Annotated in this window: 16 protein-coding genes; 8 read left to right on the top strand and 8 right to left on the bottom strand. The window is 67.3% G+C overall.

Annotated elements, in window-relative coordinates:
- The 6 genes from OCH7691_RS17710 to OCH7691_RS17685 form a co-directional block, all read right to left on the bottom strand.
- Positions 1-801: an HvfC/BufC N-terminal domain-containing protein gene (locus tag OCH7691_RS17710; RefSeq protein ID WP_176245144.1), complete on the bottom strand. Its 801-nt coding sequence runs from the start codon at positions 799-801 to the stop codon at positions 1-3.
- The gene (gene bufB / locus OCH7691_RS17705; protein ID WP_085884911.1) at positions 785-1,702 is read right to left on the bottom strand and encodes an MNIO family bufferin maturase; all 918 of its coding nucleotides are present in this window, start codon (positions 1,700-1,702) and stop codon (positions 785-787) included. The genes OCH7691_RS17710 and bufB overlap by 17 nt, the downstream gene beginning before the upstream one ends.
- Before the next feature lie 68 nt (positions 1,703-1,770).
- Positions 1,771-2,103 carry a BufA1 family periplasmic bufferin-type metallophore gene (locus OCH7691_RS17700; protein ID WP_085884910.1) on the bottom strand — a complete coding sequence of 111 codons (333 nt, stop codon included), beginning with the start codon at positions 2,101-2,103 and terminating at the stop codon, positions 1,771-1,773.
- 72 nt (positions 2,104-2,175) lie between these two features.
- Positions 2,176-2,718 carry a YHS domain-containing (seleno)protein gene (locus OCH7691_RS17695; protein WP_085884909.1) on the bottom strand — a complete coding sequence of 181 codons (543 nt, stop codon included), beginning with the start codon at positions 2,716-2,718 and terminating at the stop codon, positions 2,176-2,178.
- 125 nt (positions 2,719-2,843) lie between these two features.
- Positions 2,844-3,827, bottom strand: coding sequence for an aldo/keto reductase (locus OCH7691_RS17690; RefSeq protein WP_085884908.1), 984 nt, complete (start codon positions 3,825-3,827; stop codon positions 2,844-2,846).
- 20 nt (positions 3,828-3,847) lie between these two features.
- Positions 3,848-4,990, bottom strand: coding sequence for an aminotransferase class V-fold PLP-dependent enzyme (locus tag OCH7691_RS17685; protein ID WP_085884907.1), 1,143 nt, complete (start codon positions 4,988-4,990; stop codon positions 3,848-3,850).
- 292 nt (positions 4,991-5,282) lie between these two features.
- On the opposite strand from OCH7691_RS17685, the gene OCH7691_RS17680 reads away from it, so the two are divergent.
- The 6 genes from OCH7691_RS17680 (at position 5,283) to OCH7691_RS17655 (ending at position 13,268) form a co-directional block, all read left to right on the top strand.
- Positions 5,283-6,449, top strand: coding sequence for a phosphoserine transaminase (locus OCH7691_RS17680; protein ID WP_085884906.1), 1,167 nt, complete (start codon positions 5,283-5,285; stop codon positions 6,447-6,449).
- Positions 6,450-6,460: 11 nt separating this feature from the next.
- Complete coding sequence (gene serA / locus OCH7691_RS17675; protein ID WP_085884905.1) at positions 6,461-8,044, top strand: phosphoglycerate dehydrogenase; 1,584 nt, start codon at positions 6,461-6,463, stop codon at positions 8,042-8,044.
- 91 nt (positions 8,045-8,135) lie between these two features.
- Positions 8,136-9,272 (top strand): ATP phosphoribosyltransferase regulatory subunit, encoded by a 1,137-nt coding sequence (locus OCH7691_RS17670; RefSeq protein ID WP_085884904.1) that lies wholly within the window; start codon positions 8,136-8,138, stop codon positions 9,270-9,272.
- Between the two features lie 48 nt (positions 9,273-9,320).
- Positions 9,321-10,613, top strand: coding sequence for an adenylosuccinate synthase (locus OCH7691_RS17665; protein ID WP_085884903.1), 1,293 nt, complete (start codon positions 9,321-9,323; stop codon positions 10,611-10,613).
- Between the two features lie 102 nt (positions 10,614-10,715).
- Positions 10,716-12,779, top strand: coding sequence for a serine/threonine-protein kinase (locus tag OCH7691_RS17660; RefSeq protein WP_085884902.1), 2,064 nt, complete (start codon positions 10,716-10,718; stop codon positions 12,777-12,779).
- A 9-nt stretch (positions 12,780-12,788) separates the two neighbouring features.
- On the top strand, positions 12,789-13,268 hold the full coding sequence (locus tag OCH7691_RS17655; protein WP_085884901.1) for a hypothetical protein: 480 nt from the start codon (positions 12,789-12,791) through the stop codon (positions 13,266-13,268).
- Between the two features lie 37 nt (positions 13,269-13,305).
- Here the strand turns inward: OCH7691_RS17655 and rpoH are convergent, their stop codons facing one another.
- Together rpoH and OCH7691_RS17645 are read right to left on the bottom strand one after the other, a co-directional pair.
- Positions 13,306-14,196 (bottom strand): RNA polymerase sigma factor RpoH, encoded by an 891-nt coding sequence (rpoH, locus tag OCH7691_RS17650; RefSeq protein WP_085884900.1) that lies wholly within the window; start codon positions 14,194-14,196, stop codon positions 13,306-13,308.
- A gap of 138 nt (positions 14,197-14,334) precedes the next feature.
- Positions 14,335-15,321 carry an RluA family pseudouridine synthase gene (locus tag OCH7691_RS17645; protein WP_139839768.1) on the bottom strand — a complete coding sequence of 329 codons (987 nt, stop codon included), beginning with the start codon at positions 15,319-15,321 and terminating at the stop codon, positions 14,335-14,337.
- A 20-nt stretch (positions 15,322-15,341) separates the two neighbouring features.
- Between OCH7691_RS17645 and OCH7691_RS17640 the strand changes: the two genes are divergently transcribed.
- Both OCH7691_RS17640 and OCH7691_RS17635 read left to right on the top strand, forming a co-directional pair.
- A complete protein-coding gene (locus OCH7691_RS17640) occupies positions 15,342-15,707 on the top strand; it encodes a hypothetical protein (protein ID WP_139839767.1) in 366 nt (121 codons plus the stop codon).
- 4 nt (positions 15,708-15,711) lie between these two features.
- Positions 15,712-16,146, top strand: a complete 435-nt coding sequence (locus OCH7691_RS17635; protein WP_085884897.1) for a M67 family metallopeptidase — start codon at positions 15,712-15,714, stop codon at positions 16,144-16,146.
- Positions 16,147-16,174 lie beyond the last annotated feature (28 nt).

The following is a 16,174-nucleotide window of genomic DNA, read 5'->3' as shown; positions in this document are numbered from 1 at the left end:
TCATTTTTCTGCCTGTGGCTGGTTGTCGACCGGGAGGCCGGTCTCGAGGGCGATGACTGCGCCGAGTCCGAAGAGACCCGAAAGGTGGCTGGAGAGATCGAAATCGGCATGCGCCTCGGCGGCGGCACGGGCGGCGGCACCGAGGCTGCGGCCGGCGGCAAGCCCTTCGATGAAGGTCCGCCCGGCCGCCGGCAGGATGCGAAGCTCGACGGTCGGGCCGGGGCGCAGCACGGCGACATCCTCGCCGCGTGCCATGTCCACCGCCGTTGCCGGATCGGCGCCGCTCGTCGCGGCCCAGATCGAGCCCACCGGAAAGCGGGAGCCGAGAAGATGCAGCGACGGGTGCAGGGTAAGGCGCAGGCCGTCGAGATCCGGGGCCGCGACCGCCGCCAGCCGATCGATCGCGAGCGGGTCCGCGTCGGCGGCGTGATAGGCGTCGAGCCGGGCCCATTCGAGGCGGGCCACGTCCCCGAGATAGGGTACCGAGCGCGCCGCCTCGAATTGGTCGAGGAAGTCGCCGAAACCGCGCCCGTAGAGCAGCAGGACCGGCGAGCGGGGCGGGTTGTGCCGGGCGTAAGTCCGGGCGGCATGGCGGAAGAAAGCGTCTCCGACGAGCCGGCGCACCACCGGAAAATTGCGCTCCAGGCCCTCGATCAGGCCGACCATGATGTTGTTGCGGTAGATGTCGAAGCGGGTGCTGTCGGCTGTCTCGGCACCGGCGCGCAAGGCGGGTGGCGCCGGCCGTTCGGGATCGGCCAGCGCGGCGGCGAAGCTTGCCTGGATGTCAGCGAGCCCGCGCATGAGACTGCCTCCCGGAAGGCGCGGCCGCGCCGGACAGGCCATGCGCGGCGCGGAGCCGCCGTTCGGCCGCGCCGGCTTCCGCCAGGAGCGTCGTCCAGTCCGGCAGGTCATTGTCCCATTCGATCAGCGTCGGCAGCGGTCCTGACCGCCCGAGGGTGCGCTCATAGAGCGTCCAGACCGTGTCCGGAACCGCCCGGTCATGAGCATCGATCAGGATCTCGGCACCGCGCCCGTCGCGTTCGCGGGCATGGCCGGCAAGATGGAGTTCGCCGACGGCTTCCAGCGGAAAGCTGTCGAGATAGTCCTCCGCGCTGAAAGCGCCGTTGGTCGCGGAGACCAGCACGTTGTTGACGTCGAGCAGCAGGCCGCAACCGGTCCGCGCCACGAGCGCCCGCAGGAAATCGAGCTCGCTCATGTCGCTCGCCTCGAAAGCGACGTAAGTCGCGGGATTCTCGATCAGGACCGGCCGGGCTAGCGTCTCCTGCAGCAGGTCGACATGGTCGGCCACGCGGTCCAGCGTCTCGGCGGAATAGGGAAGCGGCAGCAGATCATTGTAATGGATGCCGGCATGGCTCGACCAGGCGAGATGCTCGCTGACCAGGCCGGGCTCGTAACGGCGGACGAGCGCTCGCAATCGCGCCAGGTGCGCCTTGTCGAGCGACCCTGCACTGCCGATCGAGAGGCCGACCCCGTGAACGGAAAGGGGGTAGACCCGGCATATCGCGGTCAGCCAGCGATGGGGCGGGCCGCCGGCGCCCATGTAGTTCTCGGCATGGACCTCGAACCAGCCCACATCGGGCCGAGTGTCGAGGATGGCGTCGACATGGTCCGCCTTCAGGCCGACGCCGGCGCGCGAGGGCACCGGCATGCGTGTACTCCGGGTCGGGGTTGGGGCGGTCATGGCAGGCGTTCCCGGGCACCGTCCCGCCGAAAGCCTGCTGGCTTCCGGCGGGATCGGGCCCAACGGGGTCAGGCGCTCGGAAGATCGCGCGTGAGTGCCTCGAGCGATCCCTTGCGGTCGCCCGGAAGCTCGAACTGGGCCTGCGTTTCCTCGACGCCGAACTTCATGCAGTCACCGGCGGGGACGAGCTTCCAGGCATTGCCCTGGTAGTCGACCTTGGACGTGCCGGCGCAGGTCGTTCCGGCGCCCGCGGCGCAATCGTTCTGGCCGGCGAGGGCAATGCCGAAACACTTCTCCTTGGCCGCGGCCGAAGCCGGGCTCACGATTGCTGTCGCCGAGACCGCGAGGGCCACCGCCCCGGCAATCGCTGCCGCGCCGAGGATCTTTCCGTTGTCTGCCATGTCTTTCTCCTTCTGCTGATGAATATGACTGACCTTGCACCGCTCCGGCCGGTGGCAACCGGCCGCCAGGCCTCAGTCGGTGATCGGCGCCTCGCCGCTGTAGGTACCCTTGTTGTCGTCGAGCGCCTTCCAGCTGCTTTCCGAGGCGGGCTTCGATTCGAGCTCGGCCCAGTTGGCCCGGGATTTCGAGAGGTTGTCCGGGATGTCCGCTTCCCAGAACCCGACCACCGTCGGCGTGATGTTGAGGTAGAGCGTGCCGTCGACGATTCGCCAGAGGTTCGGGTTGCCCGGGACCTTGCCGCCCTGGGCGATGCCATAGGCGCAATGTCCGTCATAGGCCGGCGCGTATTTCGCCGGATCGGCGAGGAAACGGTCACGATGCGCTTCCGAGGCGAAGGCCCAGGTGGCGCCGTTGTATTCGGCCGTGATGCTGGCCTTGCCGGGAACGGCGGGCGCCTGCCGCTGGCCCACCGGGGACTGCGCGAGATCGAAATAGGCGACCGGGTCGTAGCCGCCGATGGCGAATCCGGACTTGTCGACATATTGCGCACCGGCCTGCGCACTGGCCATGGCGATCAGCGAGAACGCCGATGCCAGGAGGAGCGATCTGATCATGGAGGAGCTCTCCTTCAGTCTCGTTGCCTGAACGGACATCGTCCGATAGGCGTAGAAATGGCGACAGATCCCCCTTCGCTTCAAATCACGTCGCTACACCAAAACGTTACCGGGGCCGGGCCGGGCTATTGATGGCCGACCACCGCGCGCGGCCGGTAGGGGGCCTCGAGCGCCGCGATCTCGTCCGCCTCGAGCACGATGTCGAAGGCCGCGACCGCGTCCTCCAGATGGCCGGGCTTGCTCGCCCCGATGATCGTCGAGGTAACGACCGGCTTGCCATAAAGCCAGGCGCAGGCGATCCGGGCCGGGCTGACGCCGCGCTTCTTCGCAACCCCCTGGACGGCCGCCAGGATATCATAGTCGGTATCGCTGCCGACCATCGCGGCGGCGAGCTTGTCGGTCGTCCGCGCCCGTGTCGTCGCCCCGTCCGCGCCCTTCGGCATGGTGCCCGCGAGGAAGCCCCGCGCAAGCGGGCTCCATGGCGTCACAGCGATATTCTCATGCGCGCAATAGGGCAGCATTTCGCGCTCCTCCTCGCGATACAGCAGGTTGTAGAGATTCTGCATCGAGACGAATTCGGCCCAGCCGTTACGGCGGGAAATGCCGATCGCTTCGGCCATCTGCCAGGCATAGCCGGAAGAGGCGCCGATATAGCGTGCCTTGCCGCTCCGGACGACGTCGTTCAAGGCTTCGAGGGTTTCCTCGATCGGTGTGCCGTAATCCCAGCGATGGATGATGTAGAGGTCGACATGATCGGTGCCGAGCCGGGCGAGGGATTTGTCGATCGAATGCAGGATATGTTTCCGCGACAGGCCCGACTGGTTCGGTCCCTTGCCCATCGGCAGCCCGACCTTGGTCGCGAGTACCACGTCCTCGCGTCGCGAGAAGTCGCGGATCGCCCGACCGACGATCTCTTCCGAGCGGCCGAGGGAATAGATGTTCGAGCTGTCGATGAAATTGATCCCCAGCTCGAAGGCCTGCTTCAGGAAGGGCCGGCTTCGTTCCTCGTCGAGCACCCAGTCGCGCCATTCCGGGGTGCCGTAGGTCATCGCGCCGAGGCAGAGGCGGGAAACCTTCATGCCGGTCCGGCCGAAGCGTACATAGTCCATGGTTCGCACTCCCGAGTGGTTCAGAGCCGGCCGATCGCCGCGAGCAGGCGGTCGATGTCGCGCTGATTGTTGTAAAGATGCGGCGTCACCCGCATCGCGTCGCCCCGCTGGCTGACGAAGATCTTCTCCGCCGCGAGCCGTGCTAGCAGGCCGTCCGGCGGCCCGTCCGGGAACCGCAGCCCGAGGAAATGCCCCGCCCGATTCGACCCGTCGGCGGCGATCAGGCCGTGCGATCGGGCCCCTTCCGCGATGCTGTCTGTCATCGCTCGCAAGGTCGCCTGGATCTCGGCCGTGCCCCAGTCGAGGATCTGCCGGAGCGCCGCGATCGCCATCGGCATCAGCGCGAAATTGGCACGCTCCCCGACATCGAAAGACCGGGCGCCCGGCTGCCTGTCCTCCCGATAGGCGACCAGGCCGGCGAAGTCCTCGGACCCGGCCCGCCCGATCCAGGTCTGTTCAAGGGGCCGGCCGCCCTGGTGTTCCGGCGCGACATAGGCGAACCCGAGGCTGTAGGGGCCGAGCAGCCACTTGTAGCTGGCGGCAACCAGGTAATCCGGACGAATCTCCCCGACATCGAGCGGCAATGCGCCGAGCGACTGCGTGACGTCGAGGACGAGGCGGCCGCCCCGGTCGCGGACGGCGGGGGCGATAAGGGCGAGATCGACCAGGCCGCCATCGGTCCAGTGACAATGGGGCAGCGCGGCGACGGCAAGCCCGCCGGCCGGGACGCTCTCCAGGGCGGCGAGGATCGCCGCCGTCCAGTCGCCGTCGGCAGGCCGCGCCACGGAATGGATCGCCGCCCCGGTTTCCCGCGCCCGCGCCTGCCAGGGATAGACGTTGGAGGGAAACTGGTCGGCCAGCATCAGGATCGTCGTGCCGCGTGCCAGCGGCAGGTTGCGGGCGGCGATCTCGATCCCGTAGGAGGCGGATGGGATAATGGCGACGTCGTCGGCGGTGGCGCCGATCAGGGTCGCGAACAGGCCCCGGGCGGTTTCCGACTGGCTGAAGAAATCGCCCGGCGTCAACTCCCAAGGCGATGACTTGAGCGCGACCCCGCGTTCGCCGGCGGTCCGGACCGAGCGCATCAGCGGCGCCATGTAGGCGCAGTTCAGGTAGGCGACATCCTCGGGGATCTCGAAGAGATGCCGTTGATTCGGGATCATGGTGCGGACTCCGGAGAGGGATACTGCGAACGGCCATCTTTCCCCGCCAGCGCCCGCCCGGCAAGAGGCCGGCCGGGTCCGCGCCCCGCCATGATTGGTCCGCAGCGCAGCGCGTCGCCGTGAGCCGGAGGGGCGCATGCAGGAAATTTCGCTTATGAAATAACTACTTGGTGCACCGGTCGAAAATTCCGCAGCGCAGCGAATTGCCGTTGACACGGGTTTGAACAGGCATAATATCCGGCGCGGGCCACACCCCCCCACCGGGGTGCTACTAGTCTGGAAGGATTAGACTATGACCGCACTGGCGCGCCCAGAGGCGCCCCATTTCTCGTCCGGTCCCTGTGCCAAGCGGCCGGGCTGGACCCTCCAAAATCTCAATGACGCCTGCCTCGGCCGTTCGCATCGCGCGAAGATCGGCAAGGCCAAGCTGAAAGAGGTCATCGACCGCCACCGGTCGATCCTCGGCATTCCGGCCGACTATCGCGTCGGCATCGTGCCGGCCTCCGATACCGGCGCCGTGGAAATGGCGCTCTGGTCGCTGCTCGGGCCCCGGCCCGTCGACCTGCTGGCCTGGGAAAGCTTCGGCGAGGGCTGGGTCACCGATGTCGTGAAGCAGCTCAAGCTCGACGACGCCCGGGTGCTCAAGGCCGACTACGGCGACCTCCCCGACCTCGGTGCCGTCGACTGGACGCATGACGTCGTGTTCACCTGGAACGGCACCACCTCCGGCGTGCGCGTCCCGGACGGCGACTGGATCGCTGCCGACCGCGAGGGCCTCGCGATCTGCGACGCGACCTCGGCGGTGTTCGCGCAGGATCTGCCGTGGGACAAGCTCGACGTCGTCACCTGGTCCTGGCAGAAAGTCCTGGGCGGCGAGGCGGCGCATGGCATGCTCGTGCTCAGCCCGCGCGCCGTCGCGCGGCTGGAAAGTCACGTGCCGGCCTGGCCGATGCCGAAGCTGTTCCGCATGACCAAGGGCGGCAAGCTCAACGAAGGCATCTTCAAGGGCGAGACGATCAACACGCCGTCGATGCTGGCTGTCGAGGATGTCCTCGATGCGCTCAAATGGGTCGAGGAGATCGGCGGCCTGAAGGCCACCAGGGCCCGCGCCGATGCCAATGCGAAGGTGCTGTCCGACTGGGTCGCGGCGACTCTCTGGATCGATTACCTGGCCGTGCGGCCGGCTGTTCGTTCGAACACCTCGGTCTGCCTGAAGATCGTCGATCCGTGGTTCACCGCGCTCGACGCCGACAAGCAGGCGGCGGTGCCGAAGGAAATCGCGGCACTGCTCGAGGCCGAGACTGTCGCCTATGACATCGGCGCCTATCGTGACGCCCCTCCGGGGCTTCGGATCTGGGCCGGCTCGACGGTCGAGGCATCGGATCTGAAGGCGCTCACCGGCTGGCTCGACTGGGCTTTCGAAGACATCAAGGCGCGCTTCGGCGCCCCCGCCGCGTAAGGATACTGGACATGGTCAAGGTACTGATTTCCGACAAGATGAGCCCCAACGCGGCGCGTATCTTCCGGGCTCGCGGCATCGAGGTCGACGAGAAGCCGGGGATGAGCAAGGAAGAGCTGCTTGCCTGTATCGGCGAGTATGACGGGCTCGCGATCCGTTCCGCCACCAAGGTCAGCGACAAGGTGCTGAAGGCGGCCAAGAACCTGAAGGTGGTCGGCCGGGCCGGGATCGGCGTCGACAATGTCGATGTCACCGCGGCGACCGAGGCCGGCGTCTGCGTGATGAACACGCCGTTCGGCAACGCCATCACGACGGCGGAGCACGCCATCGCGCTGCTCTTCTCGCTGGCCCGGCAGATCCCGACGGCGAACGCCTCGACGCACGCCGGCAAGTGGGAGAAGTCCCGTTTCATGGGTGTCGAACTGTACGGCAAGACGCTCGGCATCGTCGGCTGCGGCAACATCGGCTCGATCGTCGCCGAACGGGCCCTCGGCCTCTCGATGAAGGTGGTCGCCTACGATCCGTTCCTCTCCGCCGAGCGGGCCGCGGATCTCGGCGTCGAGCGGGTCGAACTCGACGACCTCCTGGCCCGCGCCGACTTCATCTCGTTCCACACGCCGCTGACCGACCAGACCCGAGGCATGCTGAACAAGGAGTCGATCGCCAAGACGAAGAAGGGCGTCCGGATCGTCAATTGCGCGCGTGGCGGCCTTATCGTCGAGGCCGATCTCAAGGCGGCGCTGGAGAGCGGCCATGTCGCCGGCGCGGCGATGGACGTATTCGCCGAGGAGCCGGCCGAGAACAACATCCTGTTCGGCATGGAGAATGTCGTCGCGACCCCGCATCTCGGCGCCTCGACGCTTGAGGCGCAGGAGAATGTCGCGATCCAGGTGGCCGAGCAGATGTCCGACTTCCTGTTGCTCGGCGCGGTCACCAACGCGCTCAACATGGCCTCGGTCACGGCCGAGGAGGCGCCGCGCCTCAAGCCCTACATGGCGCTTGCCCAGCAGCTCGGAAGTTTCGCCGGCCAGGTCACCGAGCATGTCCTGAAGAAGGTCCTGATCGAATACCAGGGCCATGTCGCGATGCTCAACACCAAGCCGCTGACGGCGGTCATGTTGCAGGGACTGCTCAAGCCGCTGCTCGATTCGGTCAACATGGTCAACGCGGTCGTGGTCGCGCAGCAGCGCAACATCGACCTCACCATCGCGACGAACGAGCGCGCCGATCCCTACCAGACGGCGATCCGCCTGACGGTCACGACGGAGAAGCGGCAGCGCAGCGTCACCGGCACGCTGTTCGCCGACCATCATCCGCGCGTCGTCGAGATCAACGGCATCGGCATCGAGGCGGTTCTCCGCCCGCACATGCTGCTGATCACCAACGACGACAAGCCGGGCCTGATCGGCGCCCTCGGTACCACGCTGGCGAAGGGCGGGGTCAATATCGCGACCTTCAACCTCGGCCGCGCGGCGCCGGGCGGCGATGCGCTGGCGCTGCTCGAGATCGACGAGACCTTGTCTGACGAGGTCATGAAGACGGTTTCCGGGCTCGACCATGTCAAGCAGGTGAAGCCGCTCGCCTTTCCGGGTTGAGGGTTGCCGGCGCCGGCTTTCGGGCCGGCGCCGGGACCGCTTCAAGGAAGCATTGGCGACGTCGGCTATCTGTGCTTTAACTCCGCACGCCATGAATGATACGACGCGCAAGGGACTGCTTCCCGCCGGTCTCGCCGATGGTCTGCCGCCGCAGGCCAAGGGCGAGGCGATCCTGGTCGAACGGCTGGTCGCCGCCTTCGATGCCAACGGCTATGACCGGGTCAAGCCGCCCCTCATCGAGTTCGAGGACAGCCTTCTGGACGGGCCGGGCGTCGCCCTGGCGCCGCAGATGTTCCGTGTGATGGACCCGGTCTCGCAGCGAATGATGGGGCTGCGCGCCGACATCACGCCCCAGGTGGCGCGAATCGCGACGACGCGGTTGGCCCGCGCCGCCCGGCCGCTCCGGCTTTCCTATGCCGGCCAGGTGCTGCGCGTGCGCGGCAGCCAGCTACGGCCGGAACGGCAGTTCGCCCAGGCCGGGGTCGAGTTGATCGGCGCCGAGGGCATTCCCGCCGACGCCGAAGTCGTTCTGCTCGCCGTCGAGGCACTGCAGGGGGTCGAGGTCGCCCGGCTGTCGGTCGATCTGACACTGCCAACCCTGGTCCCCGCGGTCTGTCGCGGCCTCGGCCTCGACGCCGAAGCCTCCGCCCGGGCGCGCGATGCGCTGGACCGCAAGGATGCCGGCGCTCTCGTCGGCTTCGAGAATGGCGCCGGCGAGGTGTTTCGCGCGCTGCTTGCCGCCGGCGGCCCGGCGGCCGAGGCGATCGCGAGGCTGGAACGCCTGTCGCTGCCGGACGAGGCGGCGGCGATGCGCAGCGAACTCGCCGAACTTGTCGCGACGCTGGCGGCGGCCGTGCCGGATGTGCTGCTGACCGTCGATCCGACCGAGTATCGGGGCTTCGAGTACCAGACCGGCGTCAGCTTCACGCTGTTCGCCCGCGGCGTGCGCGGCGAACTGGGCCGCGGCGGCCGTTATCATCTGAGCAGCGGCGAGCCGGCGATCGGCTTCACGCTCTATCTCGATTCGCTGGCCCGCGCGGTGCCCGCGGCTGCGGTGCCGGAGCGCATCTACCTGCCCTACGGGACAGGTTTCGCGGCGGCCCGCGAATTGCGCCGCCAGGGCTGGCGGACGCGGGCCGGACTGGTGCCCGAGCAGGAGCCGAAGGCGGAAGCGGAACGCCACGGCTGCAGCCATATCCTCCAGGGCGGAGCGCCCACGCCGCTTTAGGCGGCACGGGCATTCGCGCGTCGATTCCGTAGAAGGACAGTCGTTGAAATGACTAATGTCGTCGTGGTCGGTTCCCAATGGGGGGACGAGGGCAAGGGCAAGATCGTCGATTGGCTGTCGGAGCGCGCCGACGTCGTGGTGCGCTTCCAGGGCGGGCATAACGCCGGTCACACGCTGGTCATCGACGGGGTGACCTACAAGCTTCGGTTGCTGCCGTCCGGTGTCGTCCGGGGGGGCAAGCTGTCGGTCATCGGCAATGGCGTCGTGATCGATCCCTGGGCCCTGCTCGAGGAAATCGCCGAACAGCGCGGCAAGGGCGTCGAGATCTCGCCCGACAATCTCAAGATCGCCGAGAACGCCACCCTGATCCTGCCGCTGCACCGGGAACTCGACGCCCTGCGCGAGGACGCCAGCGCCGGCCAGAAGATCGGCACGACGCGTCGCGGCATCGGCCCGGCCTACGAGGACAAGGTCGCGCGCCGGGCCATCCGGATCTGTGACCTGTCCGACCGGGACGCGCTGGAAATGAAGGTCGGGCGACTGCTTGCCCACCACGACGCCCTGCTGAAGGGGCTCGGCCAGGCCCCGGTCGACGGCGCCGCGCTGGTCGATCAGCTGCTGGCGGTCGCGCCGGAGATCCTGCCCTTTGCCGCGCCCGTCTGGCGGGTTCTTGACGAGGCCTGCCGGAGCGGCCGCCGGATCCTCTTCGAGGGCGCGCAGGGCGCGATGCTCGACGTCGATCACGGCACCTATCCGTTCGTGACCTCTTCGAACACCCTGGCCGGACAGGCGGCGGTCGGCAGCGGTGTCGGCCCCGGCCAGGTCGGTTTCGTGCTCGGCATCACCAAGGCCTACACGACGCGCGTCGGATCGGGACCGTTCCCGACCGAGCTCAGCGACGATATCGGCCGCCGGCTTGGCGAGCGCGGGCGCGAGTTCGGAACCGTCACCGGGCGGGCCCGGCGCTGCGGCTGGTTCGACGCGGTGATGGTGCGCCAGGCGATCAAGACGTCCGGCATCAACGGCATCGCGCTGACCAAGCTCGATGTTCTCGACGGGCTCGAGACGCTCAAGGTCTGCGTCGGCTATCGGCTGGGTGAGACGATCACAGATTACCTGCCGGCGAACATGCCGGGGCAGGCGGCGGTCGAGCCCGTCTACGAAGAGATGGAAGGCTGGCAGGAGAGCACCCAAGGCGCGCGCAGCTGGGCCGACCTGCCGGCGACCGCGGTGAAGTATATCCGCCGCCTGGAGGAACTGATCGAGGCGCCGGTCTCGCTGCTGTCCACCTCGCCGGAGCGCGACGACACGATCCTGGTGCGCGACCCCTTCGCCGGCTGACGGCGGCTCGCTACCGGACGGGGCTTTACCGCGTATTAACGCTCCATATGGTGTTATTTCCGGACGGGATTTCTCCACTGGGTCCGGTGAGCACCTGCGTCGATGGCGGCAATTGCCGAATTCGAGGACGAGATAGCGGAAGACGACGCGGATACCGGCTTGCCCGCCGGTACCATCGGCGATCGCTATCGTGTCGATTTCAACGCACCGCTGCCGGCCTATGACCGCGGCCGCGCCCGCGCCTTTCGCGCCCATGACAGGGACAATGCGGGCCGCCCGCTCTTCGCGCTTTCGCTCGACCGGGCGACACCCTGCCGCAAGACGCTGATCGCGAAGCTTATCCGGCAGCCCGTTCCCAGCCTGTTGTGCCCGGTTGCCGACGGCCCGGTCGGCAGCGGCGTCAAGGGTATCTCACGGCGTGTCCTGATCTTCGATCGGCCGGGCCCGCCGCTTCGCGAGCATCTCTCGGCGCTGAAGCCCGATCATCTCGAGAAGTTCCTGGCGAACGTGCTCCTTCCGCGTATCGCGGAGGCGCTGTCGGGCCTCGCCGAGCGCGGCTTCGCCCATCGGGCGATCTCGCTCGACAATGTCTTCTTCGGCAACGACAAGGCCGAGGGAATCGTGCTCGGCGAATGTGTCAGCGCGCCACCCGGAGCGCTCAGTCACAGCGTCTACGAACAGGTGGAATCGGCAATCGCCGAACCGTTTGCCCGCGGCTGGACGAACCGTGAAGCCGATCTCTACGCGCTCGGCGTGCTGGTCGTCGCGATTCTGGGCGGCGAGACACCCTTCGCGGACGAGGCGGCGACGATCACGACCCGGCGCCGGCTGAGCGAGGGTTCCTGCAAGGCCCTGACACGGAATCTGCGTTGTTCGAGCCGGAAGCGGGTGCTGATTGCCGGCCTGCTGTCCGACAGTATCGAGCGTCGCTGGACAGCCGAGCGCGTCAAGCGCTGGACCGAGGGCTTTCTCGAGGAGGCCGTGGTCCATGCCGGTGACCGTCATGCCCCCAGTCCCTGCCAGTTCGCCGGCGAGGATCATGTCCACCCGCGCGCGCTGGCCGTCGCCCTGACCGAGAGTCCGGCGAAGGCGGCGCGCTTCATCGCCAGCGGCAAGCTGGAGAGCTGGATTAGGAACTCGCTCGGCGACCAGCGCATGGCCGTAGAGATTGCCGAAGCGGTCGCGCGGGGCGGCGCGTCGAGCGGCCGCCCGGCGGCGCTGGAGGCGATGCTGGTGTCACGGACAGCGCTCGCGCTCGATCCGGACGGGCCGATCTGGTATCGCGGCCTGCGACTGGCCCGCGGCGGACTTCCGGCCGCGATCGTCGATGCGGTGGGTTCCGGCGACGGCGCCCGGGTTGCGACCATCGCCGAGTTTCTGGCGGGGCCGCTGCTGAGGGAATGGATCACCCACGAGGCGAAGCGGATCAAGTCCGAGCGGACCTCGATCACCGAGCCGATCGCAGTGCGGATCGCTCATTTCGTGAACGACGCAACGCAATACGGAAAGGGCATGGAGCGCGTTCTCTACGAGCTCAATCCGGACCTGCCCTGCCTCAGTCCGACTCTGGACAACGCCTATGTGGGCACGATCGGGGAACTGCTCGCGGCACTCGATGTCCGGGCGAGCCAGATCTCCCAGAAATCGCGAATCTTCGATCGCCATGTCGCGGCCTTCATCGCCAGCCGGGTCGAGAATGTCGATGGCGTGCTGAAGGAGATCGGCAGCCGGCAACCGACCGATATCCAATGGGCGGTCGCCGTGCTGTCCTTGCTCGCGACCCTGCAGCACCATTTCCACGCGAAGTCGCTGCCGGGGCTGAGCCGCGCCGTTGCCGCGATGCTGCGTTCCCAGATGAGCGAAATCTTCTCCACGGCGCGGCGCGAGGTGCTGGTCGCCAAGATCGACGCGCTGGCCGAGAAGGGGGACCTTTCGCGCATGCACGACAGCCTCGACCTGGCGGCGCAGCTGCGGATCGACCGGGCGGAGTTCGAGGACGCCGTGGCGTATTACGGACAGATCGACCGGCGTTGCCGGGTGCTCGCCGCGCGTCCGGCCCGGGAAAGCATCGCGACCCAGGATCTCTCTGACTGGCTGGCCTCGTCCGCCGCCTTCATCGCGATGATGGCGAGCGCCGCGGGCACGCTCTTCGTCTTTCTGACATAGGAGAGGTCGATGGCTAAGAAGGCGGCGGCGAAAGCAGCGGGCGGCGGGGGCTCACCGGTCCTGCTGGCGTGCCTGATCGGCATCATGCTGATCATGCTGTCGTTCGTCGCGCTGCCGAGCGTGATGATACTGATCTGCGGCATGTTGCCGACGATCATCCTGTTCTTCACCGCGCCGCGCCGTGCCTCCGGCGCGCTGGCGACGATGTTCTCGCTTAATCTGGCGGGCGTCCTGCCGGTTCTCGGGATTCTCTGGGCGCGCGGCCATTCGGTGCCGACCGCGTCGATCATGCTCGCAGACCCCTTCATGTGGGCGCTGATGCTCGGCGGCGCGGGGCTGGCGATGTTCCTGATGTGGTTCATGCCGCATGTCGCGGCCACCGTTCTGGGTGTCCGCTATCGTCACGAACTGGCCGTCCTGGAAAAGCGCAAGGCCGCCCTGGTCGCGGAATGGGGAAACCGCGTTATCGAGGAACCGCGGCGCCAATAGGCGCCGCTCTTCCCTTATCCGGGCGCTTCGGTTCCGGTCAGGCCGGACCGCCGCCCAGCCGCTCGTCGAGCGCCTTGGTCTTCATCGACTTCTGCAGCTTCTCGAAGGCGCGCACCTCGATCTGGCGCACGCGTTCGCGACTGATGTCGTATTCCTGGCTCAGTTCCTCGAGCGTTTTCGGTTCGTCACGGAGCCGGCGCTCGACCAGGATGTGCTTTTCACGGTCGTTGAGCCCTTCCATCGCCTGATGCAGCAGGCGCCGGCGGTTGTCGAGCTCCTCGCGTTCGGCATAAACCGTCTCCTGGCTCGGGGTGTCGTCCTCCAGCCAGTCCTGCCATTCGCCGTCGCCATCGATGCGCATCGGGGCGTTCAGGCTGTGGTCGGGAGCCGCCATGCGGCGGTTCATGCTGATGACGTCGTCTTCGCTCACGGAAAGCCGGGTCGCGATGGTCTCCACCTGCTGCGGTGAAAGATCACCCTCCTCGATGGCCTGGATCTGGCCCTTGACCTTGCGAAGGTTGAAGAACAGCTTCTTCTGCGCCGCCGTCGTGCCGATCTTCACCAGCGACCACGAGCGCAGGATATATTCCTGGATGGCGGCGCGAATCCACCACATCGCGTAGGTGGCGAGGCGGAAGCCGCGTTCCGGATCGAAGCGCTTGACCGCCTGCATCATGCCGACGTTGCCTTCGGCGATCAGTTCGCCGACCGGAAGGCCGTAGCCGCGGTAGCCCATGGCGATCTTCGCGACCAGCCGCAGGTGACTGGTCACGAGCTGGTGCGCGGCGTCGGTGTCGCCATGCTCGACCCAGCTCTTGGCGAGCATGTATTCCTGATCCGGTTCCAGCATCGGGAACTTGCGGATTTCCTGGAGATAGCGGGAAAGACTTCCCTCCGGCGTCAGGGACGGCAAATTGGGTGTGCTCATCTCAAATTCCCCTCGAATGGCCGGTAGCGGCGAGAGTCTCGCAGTTGACGGGTCTTTCGGCGTGTCTGCCTTGCGGATAACCGCTTTTCGCCCCCGATGGTTCCATGTTGACGATTGAGCGAAAGGATTGTGACGAATTTACGGTCGCATCGTCTCGTTCCGCAGCACTACCAGGAGCGTCTTCATGTCATTTGGTATTTCTGCGAGGTATTTCAAGGTCTTGCCGGTTCTGGGATGGATGATTCCAAGGCTCGCGGCGTGCAGCGCCTGGCGCGGAAACGCGTTCAGTGCCTCGCGCATTGATGCATCGGACGCGGATTGCCTGCCGCGTCGATTGCGCCCGTAGAGACTATCGCCGACCAGCGGATGGCCGATATGCGTCATGTGGACGCGGATCTGGTGCGTCCGCCCTGTCTCCAGCCGGCATTCGACGAGGCTGGCGAGCTCGCCGAAGCGCTCGAGCACCCGGTAATGGGTGATCGCCGCCTTGCCGCCGTCGGCGACCACGGCCATGCGTTTTCGGTGGCGCGGATCGCGGCCGATATTGCCCCGGATCTCGCCGCTGGATGATCTCGGCACGCCCCAGACGATGGCGCGGTAATGCCGTTCGAGGCTGTGCGCGGCGAATTGCTTCGCCAGGGCCGCATGGGCCATGTCGTTCTTGGCGACGATGAGCAGGCCGGAAGTGTCCTTGTCGATGCGGTGCACGATGCCCGGCCGGCGCACCCCGCCGATGCCGCTGAGGCTGCTGCCGCAATGATGGATCAGGGCATTCACAAGGGTCCGGTCGGCGTTGCCCGGCGCCGGATGAACGACCAGCCCGGGCGGCTTGTCGACGATGACCAGATCGTCGTCCTCGTGGACGATGTCGAGCGGGATTTCCTGCGCCGCAGGCTCGGCATCGACCGCCACCGGAACCGCGAGTATGAAGATCTGCTGCGGTTTGACCCGGTAGGAGGGCTCGGCTATCGTCTGCGCGCCTGAGCGGACCTTCTCCGCCTCGATCAGTGCCTTCACCCGGGTGCGCGAGAGATCGGGGAGATGCGCCGCAAGGACACGGTCGAGCCTGTCGCCGGCCTCGCTTTCGGCGACGGCGATACGGTATTCGGTTTCCAGCACTTCCATGGGCGCTTCGGGATGAGGCAATGACACAACCATTGACCGGGAACATACGCCTGCTCAAGACGATCGTCATCGTTCTCGGCGCGCTGATCGTGGTTTCCCTCGGCGTGGTGATCGTCACCGTCTACAAGCGGATGTCGCAGATGACCGCCGGAGACGCCGCGCCGACCGTCGCCGCCGAGCCCGCGCCGGTCGCGCCGGGGACGCCGTTCACCGCGCCACTGCTCGATCTACCGGCGGGCGCCCGGCTGGTCGATAGCGCGGTCGGTGGCGGCAGGCTGGTGCTGACGATCGCGCTGGCGGACGGCCGGAGCGAGCTCTGGCTGCTCGATCTGGCAAACGGGCGGCGGCTCGGCATCGTCACGCTCGTACCATCGGCCGGAGACTGAACCGATGCTGGTGATTCCGCCGGAACTGATGAAGCGGATCGCCGACAACTGCGAGGCGGCGTGGCCCGAGGAGTCCTGCGGCCTGCTGGTCGGACGGAAGGGGCCGGGCGGCGCCCGCTGGGTTACCGCGGTCGAGCCGAGCGCCAACCTGGCGGACGACCCGGTGCGCGGCTTCGAGGTGGATCCGGGCCTGCGCATCGGTCTCGAACGCCAGCATCGCCAGGGCGGACCGGCGGTGGTCGGCGCCTGGCATAGCCATCCGGACGGGTGGGCCTTTCCCTCGGCGACCGACGCAGCCAACATCTTCGAACCGGACCTGGTCTGGCTGATTGCCGGCATTCTCGATGGCCAGATGATCGCCGCAAACGCCTTCCGGCCCGACCGGCGCGGCGGCTTCGCGCCGATGCCGCTGATCATTGCCGAGGGCGCCGCCGCCTGATAATGCCGAACAGGAACCAGCAGAGAGC

This window comes from Oceanibacterium hippocampi (assembly GCF_900172325.1).
Lineage (GTDB): Bacteria > Pseudomonadota > Alphaproteobacteria > Sneathiellales > Sneathiellaceae > Oceanibacterium > Oceanibacterium hippocampi.
The sequence above is the reverse complement of the archived record's forward strand: the minus strand, read 5'-3'. Positions and strand labels throughout refer to the sequence as shown.